The 9,222-nt window shown below is 57.4% G+C and carries 7 protein-coding genes; 1 reads left to right on the top strand and 6 read right to left on the bottom strand.

The genetic code is table 11. The annotated features are described in order from the left end of the window. Positions 1 to 89 precede the first annotated feature (89 nt). Positions 90 to 803, bottom strand: coding sequence for a hypothetical protein (locus tag ACOTX7_RS09265; RefSeq protein WP_221813190.1), 714 nt, complete (start codon positions 801 to 803; stop codon positions 90 to 92). A 139-nt stretch (positions 804 to 942) separates the two neighbouring features. After that, complete coding sequence (locus tag ACOTX7_RS09260; protein ID WP_205923832.1) at positions 943 to 1,515, bottom strand: flavin reductase family protein; 573 nt, start codon at positions 1,513 to 1,515, stop codon at positions 943 to 945. Positions 1,516 to 1,620: 105 nt separating this feature from the next. On the opposite strand from ACOTX7_RS09260, the gene nhoA reads away from it, so the two are divergent. Next, a complete protein-coding gene (gene nhoA / locus ACOTX7_RS09255; RefSeq protein WP_205923833.1) occupies positions 1,621 to 2,466 on the top strand; it encodes an N-hydroxyarylamine O-acetyltransferase in 846 nt (281 codons plus the stop codon). Positions 2,467 to 2,545: 79 nt separating this feature from the next. On the opposite strand, the gene narI is transcribed toward nhoA, so the two are convergent. Genes narI through ACOTX7_RS09235 form a run of 4 tightly spaced genes read right to left on the bottom strand, consistent with a single transcriptional unit; the run spans position 2,546 to position 9,199 of the window. Beyond that, positions 2,546 to 3,226, bottom strand: a complete 681-nt coding sequence (gene narI / locus ACOTX7_RS09250) for a respiratory nitrate reductase subunit gamma (RefSeq protein WP_221256030.1) — start codon at positions 3,224 to 3,226, stop codon at positions 2,546 to 2,548. After that, the gene (gene narW, locus ACOTX7_RS09245; RefSeq protein WP_006810721.1) at positions 3,223 to 3,918 is read right to left on the bottom strand and encodes a nitrate reductase molybdenum cofactor assembly chaperone; all 696 of its coding nucleotides are present in this window, start codon (positions 3,916 to 3,918) and stop codon (positions 3,223 to 3,225) included. The genes narI and narW overlap by 4 nt, the downstream gene beginning before the upstream one ends. Next, entirely contained in the window at positions 3,918 to 5,462 is a 1,545-nt protein-coding gene (gene narH, locus ACOTX7_RS09240) for a nitrate reductase subunit beta (RefSeq protein ID WP_421626071.1), read from the bottom strand. Before narH ends, narW begins: the two co-directional genes overlap by 1 nt. After that, positions 5,459 to 9,199 carry a nitrate reductase subunit alpha gene (locus ACOTX7_RS09235; protein WP_214591735.1) on the bottom strand — a complete coding sequence of 1,247 codons (3,741 nt, stop codon included), beginning with the start codon at positions 9,197 to 9,199 and terminating at the stop codon, positions 5,459 to 5,461. The genes narH and ACOTX7_RS09235 overlap by 4 nt, the downstream gene beginning before the upstream one ends. Positions 9,200 to 9,222: the final 23 nt, after the last annotated feature.

Below are 9,222 nucleotides of genomic sequence, written 5' to 3'. Positions count from 1 at the left end.
AAAACACAACCCGCTACGGGGGAGACTTACCCGAAATCTGATTTATTCAACAAAGCCCTACGCTTTCTAAAAAAAGTCTGATTAGATTTTTAAACATTCAAATCCCTTTGTAGAAAGTCGGCTAAATCATCCAGGCTTGAAAAAGCATTTGATTTCATTTTTTCAAATAATTTTGAAAGGATTGGCTCGCAAAAATAATAGAGCATCTCCAGTTTTGCCTGGTACAGAATCCAGTAATAATCGGGGTTAATAGCTTTCAAATGGCGGGCAGCGAGAGCGCATTTCTGTTGAATGCCATAGAACTGGAGAGCAAATACCCCTTGTGGTAATTTTGTCGTGAGACGTTCAACAACAACTTTCGAAATAAGGCTGGAGTGAGAAAGCGCGACCGAGGCCGCAGTAGCAAACGCATAGCGTGTTGCTCCCGCTACGTTCATATGAGCGCTAAGTTCTGCAATTCTTTTTGTGAGTTTACGGGCTGAACCTTCTGCATTACCATCCTCTATGTCATCACATATCGTTTTCAGGTACAGATAAAATATGTGTGCAATGACGTCGGCGTGTTTGAAAATCGACTCTATTGAGTAGAGCGTTCTGATTTCTTCAGCTTTTAACTCCTGACAGACATCATTATACTGGGGTATAAAACATGATGAATACCAACTAACTCGTTCAATACCAGAATATATATCGGATGCAACCCCTTTTGCAGATCGTAAAATGCCACCTGTTGCGTACTGCACAGTGAGAGCCAAATGGCGGTCACTCTGAAATTTTGTCCTTAAATAATCAGAAGCCTTCATGACGTGACATCCTTAATGCGTTTTATAATTTACCTTATTATTGCTACCACATAACTAATATCCTCTTTTTTAAAGACAGCTGGTAAGCATTAAATGTTATACGAAATCAATATATTTCAATGGTTTCTGATTGATGTTATCAATCCAGCGCCTTCACCATTTTCCCGCTCGCCACAAACGTGCCCGCTCCCAGATGATGCAGCGTATTCAGCTTATCCCCGTCAAACTGCCAGCGCCCGGCGACAAATGCGCGTGCATCCGCCGCGGCGGAAACCACTTCGCCAAACAGGGTGTCATATTTCTCTGCCGCAGAGGTTACAGGCAATAACCGGCACTCCATCCACGCCAGGCATTTCTCTTCAATCACCGGCAGGCCAAGCTCAGGCCCGTTCACGACCGGGATCCCGTAGCAGTTAAATTTATCTTCGTCGCGCCCGCTGACGCTGCCGACCGCGTATGTCCAGTTGGCTGCCGCCACCCCGGGGATCACAATGCCGAATTTCCCGCTGCGCTCGATCAGCTCCCGTGACCAGGCGCTTTTGTCGACCACAATCGCGATGCGCGGCGGTTCAAACTCGACCGGCATAGACCATGCGGCGGCCATGACGTTGCGACGATCGATGGTCTCATCCCGGCTGGTGATGAGCACGGTGGGTCCGTGATTCAGAAGACGGCTGGCATGACGTAATTCAACAGGGCGAAAGTGGCTCATAGGATCTCCTCGTGTACACGATGAGTATGACGAAAAAGCACTTTTGCGCATATGCATAAGGGAAAATAGTTTATAAACAGGGAATATCCCATTCTGGAGCCAAACATGTCCCCATTTCTGAGTGCTTATTTCGCCCGCACGGGCTGGCAGCAGCCCGTACAGGTTGATATCGATACCCTGCGGGGGCTGCATTTACACCATAACTGCGCCATCCCTTTCGAAAATATCGACGTTGTATTGCCGCGGGAAATTCATCTGGACGACGGGTGTCTGGTGGACAAACTGGTCACCGCACGTCGCGGGGGATATTGCTTCGAGCAAAACGGTCTGTTCGAGCGGGTATTACGCGAAGTTGGGTTTACCGTGCGCAGCGTGCTGGGGCGGGTTGTGCTGGCTAATCCGTCGCAGATGCCTCCGCGCACGCACCGGCTACTGCTGGTGGAGCTTAACGGCGAACGCTGGATCGCCGATGTGGGATTTGGCGGACAAACGCTGACGGCGCCGATTCGTTTGATCGCCAACGAGGAGCAGGAAACCCCGCACGGGATTTATCGTTTGCTGAGCGAGGGTAACGACTGGGTACTGCAATTCCGCCATCACGAGCACTGGCAGTCGATGTACCATTTTGACCTGGCGACCCAGTACTTCAACGATTACGTGATGGGAAATTTCTGGTCGGCGCACTGGCCGCAGTCCCATTTTCGTCATCACCTGCTGATGTGCCGCCATCTGCCGGACGGCGGCAAGCTGACGCTGACCAACTTTAATTTTACCCACTGGCAGAATGGTCATGTGGAGGAGCAGATCCATTTGCCGGATGCGGAGGCGCTGTATAAGCTCATGCAGGAGCGGTTCGGACTGGGCGTTGATGACCCGAAGCACGGCTTTACCCTGGCAGAACTAACGGCAGTGATGGCGGGGTTTGATACGCATCCCCAGGCGGGTAAATAGCCCGGTGGCGGCTACGCCTGACCGGGCCTGCGGGAGCATGAACGCAGGTCGGGAAAGGCGAAGCCGCCACCCGACAAAATCAACGGCGCGATCTCACTACCTGATACCGACGGGTGAAGTACTCAAACGGCGCGCTCCACACGTGCACCAGACGGGTGAACGGGAAGATAAGGAAGATCGTCATCCCCAGCACCAGATGCACGCGGAAGATCGGCGCGACGCCGCTTAACATCTCCGACGAGCCACCCCTGAACGTCACGATCCCCTGCGCCCAGCCGACCAGCTTCATCATCTCGCTTCCGTCAGGATACTGGGCGGAGAACGGAATGGTCGACAGCCCAAGAATGCACTGAAGCAGCAGGATACTCATGATGATGATATCCGGCGTGGTGGACGTGGCGCGTACCCGCTGGTTGAACAGGCGGCGGTAAAGCAGCATTGACCCGCCAATCAGCGTCAGCACCCCGCAAATCCCGCCCGCGATCATGGCTAACTGCTGTTTAACCGCGACGGGTAAAAACCAGGCGTACATCCAGTGGGGGGTTAACATGCCGAACAGGTGCCCGAAGAAGATCCCCAGGATCCCGATATGAAACAGGTTCGAGGCCCAGCTCATCCCGCGTTTGCTGAGCATCTGGCTCGACGAGGCGCGCCAGGTGTACTGCCCGTAGTCGTAGCGCAACCAGCTACCGAGGAAAAAAACGGTGGCGCAGATATACGGATAAATGTCATAGAAAAACACGTTCAGGTAATGTGTCATTTTGGGCCTCCGGCGCTGACGTCCACGTACTGCGGCGCGACGTCCTGGCTAAAGCGTCGTTGATATTGCTGCATCGGCGAGCTGTCGCACGATGTGGCGTTGTCTTCGATAAACTTCACCTGTTCCTCTTCCCACACCGCGTCCAGCGCCTGACGGGTATCATCCCGTTTTTCACCGGACACCTGTTTCGCCACGCTGTCGCTGGAAAGCCGCGTTTCCGCCAGCGTCAGCAGGGCGTCAAACAGCTGGTAATGCGCCACGCCGCGCTGTTTCAGGCGGCCACCAATCAGCGCCAGGATCGGCGCGACGTTTTGCAGCCCTTCGCGCGCTTCGTCGTCGGTAACGATGCTAAGGTATTCCAGATAGAGCGGCAGATAGTCCGGCAGCTCGCGGCAGTCCAGCTGAAGGCCCGCTTTCTCATACTGACTCATGAGATCGACCATCGCCTGACCGCGATCGCGAGACTCGGCGTGAACATGCTCGAACAGCAGTAGCGAGGTTGCGCGACCACGTTCAAACACTTCACACCATTCAGCCTGCTTATCCAGCAGCGGGGCGCTCAGGTGCTGCTGCGCAAACGGCAGCAGCATGGGCGCGTCCTGTTCAACCAGGGAAAGCGCTTCGTCGCGGTTTTCCCACAGCAGTTCATCGGGATACTCTATCAGCAGCGCGATGATTTTGAGGATTTGCATTACTCTCCCTCCCCGTGATCGCGCACCTCGGTGATGTTAATCGCATCGATGCGGCTGCTGTTGAAGAGGTTGAATTTGGTGTCAGAGCCGTGGCAGCCGTCGCCAAAGGTGAAGCCGCAGCCGTTTTTCTCCGGGAAGGCATCGCGCGCCATTTCACGGTGGCTGGTCGGGATCACGAAGCGGTCTTCGTAATTAGCAATCGCCAGGTAGCGATACATCTCCTCAACCTGCGCTTCGGTCAGGCCGACCTCTTCAATGGCGCGGGTATCGGTCACGCCTTCCACGGTCTGGGAGCGTTTGTAGTGACGCATCGCCATCATGCGTTTCAGGGCGCGCAGCACCGGCCCGGTATCGCCAGCGCTCAGCATGTTTGCCAGGTACTGCACCGGGATGCGCAGGCTTTCAACCGCAGGCAGGACGCCGTCGCTCTGCGGCAGACCGCCCGCATCCGCGTAGGACTGGATCGGCGACAGCGGCGGCACATACCAGACCATCGGCAGGGTGCGGTATTCCGGGTGTAGCGGCAGGGCGAGCTTCCAGTCCATCGCCATTTTGTAAACCGGCGAACGCTGGGCGGCGTCGATCACGTTCTGCGGAATACCCTGCTTCAGCGCCTCCTCAATCACCGCCGGATCGTTCGGGTTGAGGAACACGTCGCACTGACGCTCGTACAGATCGGTTTCATGCTCGGTGCTTGCCGCCTCTTCAATACGGTCCGCGTCGTACAGCAGCACGCCGAGATAGCGGATGCGCCCGACGCAGGTTTCCGAGCAGACGGTCGGCTGGCCGGACTCGATGCGCGGGTAGCAGAAGATGCATTTTTCTGATTTGCCGCTCTTCCAGTTGAAGTAAATTTTCTTGTACGGGCAGCCGCTGATGCACTGACGCCAGCCGCGGCATTTGTCCTGGTCGATCAGCACGATGCCGTCCTCTTCGCGCTTATAAATGGCGCCGCTCGGGCACGTGGCGACGCAGCTCGGGTTGAGGCAGTGCTCGCACAGGCGCGGCAGGTACATCATGAAGGTGTTTTCAAACTGACCGTACATCTCCTTCTGGATCTTCTGGAAGTTGCGGTCGCGGGCGCGCTTTTCAAACTCGCCACCCAGCAGCTCCTCCCAGTTGGGTCCCCAGACGATTTTGTCCATCCGCTTGCCGTCGATCAGCGAACGTGGGCGGGCGGTAGGGAGGTGATCCCCCTCCGGCGCGCGGTGCAGATCCTGATAGTCAAAGGTGAAGGGTTCATAGTAATCGTCAATCTGCGGCAACACGGGGTTGGCGAAAATCTTCGACAGTACGCCCATTTTGCCCCCGAGGCGCGGGGTCAGCTTACCGTGGATCCCGCATATCCAGCCGCCTTGCCACTCATCCTGATCTTCCCAGTTTTTCGGATAACCAATCCCCGGTTTGGTCTCCACGTTGTTAAACCACGCATACTCCATCCCTTCGCGCCCGGTCCAGACGTTCTTACAGGTGACCGAGCAGGTGTGGCAGCCAATGCATTTATCGAGATTCAGTACCATGCCAACCTGTGAGCGTATTTTCATTTTTTCGCCTCCTGTACCTGATCCCGACCTTCGCCGTCCAGCCAGTTAATGTTTTTCATTTTGCGGATCATGATGAACTCGTCGCGGTTCGAGCCGACGGTGCCGTAATAGTTGAAGCTGTAGGCCAGCTGCGCGTAGCCGCCAATCATGTGGGTCGGTTTCGGGCAGACGCGGGTGACGGAGTTGTGGATCCCGCCGCGCCGTCCGGTCACTTCTGACCCCGGAATGTTCAGGATGCGCTCCTGGGCGTGGTACATCATGGTCATGCCCGGCGGTACGCGCTGGCTGACCACTGCGCGTGCGGTGAGAGCGCCGTTGGCGTTGAAGGCTTCGATCCAGTCGTTGTCCTCAATGCCCAGCTCGCGCGCGTCGGTTTCGCTGATCCAGACAATCGGCCCACCGCGCGACAGGGTCTGCATCAGCAGGTTTTCGCTGTAGGTGGAGTGAATGCCCCATTTCTGGTGCGGCGTCAGGAAGTTGAGCGCTTTTTCCGGGAAGCCGTTCGGCGGGATCTCGCGCATATGGGTGACGCTGCGGGTATCAATCGGCGGACGATAGGCCACCAGACTCTCCCCGAAGGCGCGCATCCAGACGTGATCCTGATACAGCTGCTGGCGGCCTGAAATCGTGCGCCACGGGATCAGCTCGTGAACGTTGGTATAGCCTGCGTTATAGGAGACGTGCTCGCTCTCAAGGCCGGACCACGTCGGGCTGGAGATGATTTTGCGCGGCTGCGCCTGAATATCGCGGAAGCGGATTTTCTCGTCTTCTTTGTTCAGCGCCAGATGGGTGTGATCGCGCCCGGTCAGTTCCCCGAGGGCTTCCCAGGCTTTGACCGCGACCTGACCATTGGTTTCCGGCGCGAGGGCGAGGATCACCTCTGAAGCGTCAATGGCGGTCTCGATGCGCGGGCGACCTTTCGCCGGGCCGTCGAGCTTGACGTAGTTGAGCTTGCCGAGGAAATCGACCTCGTTCTGGGTGTTCCACGATATGCCTTTTCCGCCGTTGCCGAGCTTGTCCAGCAGCGGCCCAAGGGCCGTAAAGCGCTCGTAGGTTTCCGGGTAGTTGCGCTCGACCACGGCGATGTTCGGTGCCGTTTTGCCGGGGATCAGATCGCATTCGCCTTTGCGCCAGTCCAGAATATCAAACGGCTGCGACAGTTCCCCCGGTGAATCATGCTGTAGCGGCTGTAGCACCACGTCAGTTTCGGTGCCGAGATGCCCGACGCACACTTCAGAGAACACTTTGGCGATGCCCTTGTAGATCTCCCAGTCGCTGCGGGATTCCCACGCCGGGTCAACGGCGGCGGAAAGCGGGTGAATAAACGGATGCATGTCCGAGGTATTCATGTCGTCTTTTTCATACCAGGTGGCGGTGGGCAGGACGATATCCGAGAACAGGCAGGTGCTGGACATGCGGAAATCGAGCGTCACCAGCAGATCCAGCTTGCCCTCAATGGCGGCGGTTTGCCACTCCACCTCTTCAGGCTTCACGTCGTCCGTTGAGCCTAAATCCTCACCCTGAATACCGCTTTCGGTGCCAAGCAGGTATTTCAGCATGTACTCATGGCCTTTCCCGGACGAGCCGAGCAGGTTCGAGCGCCAGACGAACAGGTTGCGCGGGTGGTTCTTGCCGTTGTCCGGCTGTTCACAGGCGAAGCGAATATCACCCGATTTTAACGCCTGCACGGTATAGTCCTGCGGCGACATCCCGGCGGCGTCGGCGCGGGCTTTCACATGCAGCGGATTAAGGTTGAGCTGAGGGGCCGACGGCAGCCAGCCCATGCGCTCGGCGCGCACGTTGAAATCGATCAGGTGTCCGGTGAATTTCGTCGCGTCTGCAAGGGGAGAAAGCAACTCCTGGGCGGTCAGCTTCTCATAGCGCCACTGGCTGGCGTGGTTGTAGAAGTAGGAGGTGCTGTTCATCTGGCGCGGCGGGCGGTTCCAGTCCAGCGCGAAGGCCAGCGGCAGCCAGCCGGTTTGCGGGCGCAGCTTCTCCTGGCCCACATAGTGAGACCAGCCGCCGCCGCTCTGCCCGACGCAGCCGCAGAAGACCAGCATGTTGATCATCCCGCGGTAATTCATGTCCATGTGATACCAGTGGTTTACACCAGCACCGAGGATGATCATCGAACGGCCATGGGTTTTATGCGCCGTGTCGGCAAATTCGCGGGCGATTTTTTCAATCAGATACGCGGGCACGCCGGTAATTTGTTCGCCCCAGGCCGGGGTGTAGGCTTTTATCTCGGCGTAGTTTAACGCGGCGTTACTGTCTTCCAGACCGCGATCGAGGCCGTAGTTCGCCAGCACCAGATCGTACACGCTGACCACCCGTCGCTGGCTGCCGTCGGCCAGCGTCAGGTTTTTACTCGGTACGCGGCGCGTCAGCACCGGCTCCTGCTTCACGCTGCGGAAGTGTGGGTTTTCGTTACCGCCGAAGTACGGGAAGGCGACGTCCGCCACGCTGTCGTGGGTGATGAGCAGGGATAGCGTCAGCTCGGTTTCCTGACCCGCCGCCAGCGACTCCAGGTTCCATTTGCCTTTTTCACCCCAGCGGAAGCCGATGGATCCGTTCGGCGCCACCAGATTCCCGGCCACGTCAAAGGCGATGGTTTTCCACTCCGGATTATTGGTTTCGCCCAGCCCGTCGGCCAGATCCGACGCGCGCAGCATGCGGCCCGGCACCACGCGACCGTCTGCCTGCTCATCCAGCAGGACCAGCATCGGCATGTCGGTGTAGCGACGGCAATAGTTGAGGAAATACTCGCTCGGGTTATCAAGGTGGAACTCTTTAAGAATCACATGGCCCATCGCCATGGCGAGGGCGCTGTCGGTACCCTGTTTGGGAGCCAGCCACTGGTCGCTGAGCTTCGCCACCTCCGAGAAGTCCGGCGTAATGGCGACGGTCTTGGTCCCTTTGTAGCGCACTTCGGTGAAGAAGTGGGCGTCCGGGGTACGCGTCTGCGGCACGTTCGAGCCCCAGGCGATGATATAGCTGGAGTTGTACCAGTCGGCGGATTCCGGCACGTCGGTCTGCTCGCCCCAGGTCATCGGCGATGCGGGCGGCAGGTCGCAGTACCAGTCGTAAAAGCTCAGGCAGGTGCCACCCAGCAGGGAGAGATAGCGCGTTCCGGCGGCGTAAGAGACCATCGACATCGCCGGAATAGGGGAGAAACCGGCCACGCGATCCGGGCCGTAATGTTTGATGGTCCAGACGTTGGCGGCGGCAATAAGCTGGTTGAGTTCTTTCCAGTTTGAGCGGATAAACCCGCCTTTACCGCGCGCCTTTCTGTAGCTCTGCGCTTTTTGCGGATCGTTCTGTATGGCGTCCCAGGCCAGCACCGGATCGGTATGCTGCGCCAGCGCCTCGCGCCAGAGTTCAATCAGCCTGCGGCGCACCAGCGGGTATTTAAGACGGTTGGCGCTGTAGAGATACCACGAGTAGCTCGCGCCACGCGGGCAGCCGCGCGGTTCGTGGTTGGGCAGGTCAGGGCGGGTGCGCGGGTAGTCGGTCTGCTGGGTTTCCCAGGTCACCAGGCCATTTTTGACATAAATCTTCCAGCTACAGGAGCCGGTACAGTTAACGCCGTGGGTGGATCGTACAATTTTGTCGAACTGCCAGCGCTGACGGTAGCTGTCCTCCCAGTCGCGGTTGGTGTGATACACCTGCCCGTGTCCCTCGGCGAAACTGTCGCCTTTTGTTTTGAAGTAACGGAAGCGGTCCAACAGTTTGCTCATGACATTTCTCCTGCTTCGATAGC

It is taken from the genome of Enterobacter cloacae complex sp. IR5418, assembly GCF_049238105.1.
Classification (GTDB): Bacteria; Pseudomonadota; Gammaproteobacteria; order Enterobacterales; family Enterobacteriaceae; genus Enterobacter; species Enterobacter hormaechei.
The sequence above is the reverse complement of the archived record's forward strand: the minus strand, read 5'-3'. Positions and strand labels throughout refer to the sequence as shown.

Bases quoted from the DNA above. Each gene is read 5' to 3' on its own strand.
- ACOTX7_RS09265 (WP_221813190.1), bottom strand. From the start codon at position 803: ATGAAGGCTTCTGATTATTTAAGGACAAAATTTCAGAGTGACCGCCAT.
- ACOTX7_RS09260 (WP_205923832.1), bottom strand. From the start codon at position 1,515: ATGAGCCACTTTCGCCCTGTTGAATTACGTCATGCCAGCCGTCTTCTG.
- nhoA (WP_205923833.1), top strand. From the start codon at position 1,621: ATGTCCCCATTTCTGAGTGCTTATTTCGCCCGCACGGGCTGGCAGCAG.
- narI (WP_221256030.1), bottom strand. From the start codon at position 3,226: ATGACACATTACCTGAACGTGTTTTTCTATGACATTTATCCGTATATC.
- narW (WP_006810721.1), bottom strand. From the start codon at position 3,918: ATGCAAATCCTCAAAATCATCGCGCTGCTGATAGAGTATCCCGATGAA.
- narH (WP_421626071.1), bottom strand. From the start codon at position 5,462: ATGAAAATACGCTCACAGGTTGGCATGGTACTGAATCTCGATAAATGC.
- ACOTX7_RS09235 (WP_214591735.1), bottom strand. From the start codon at position 9,199: ATGAGCAAACTGTTGGACCGCTTCCGTTACTTCAAAACAAAAGGCGAC.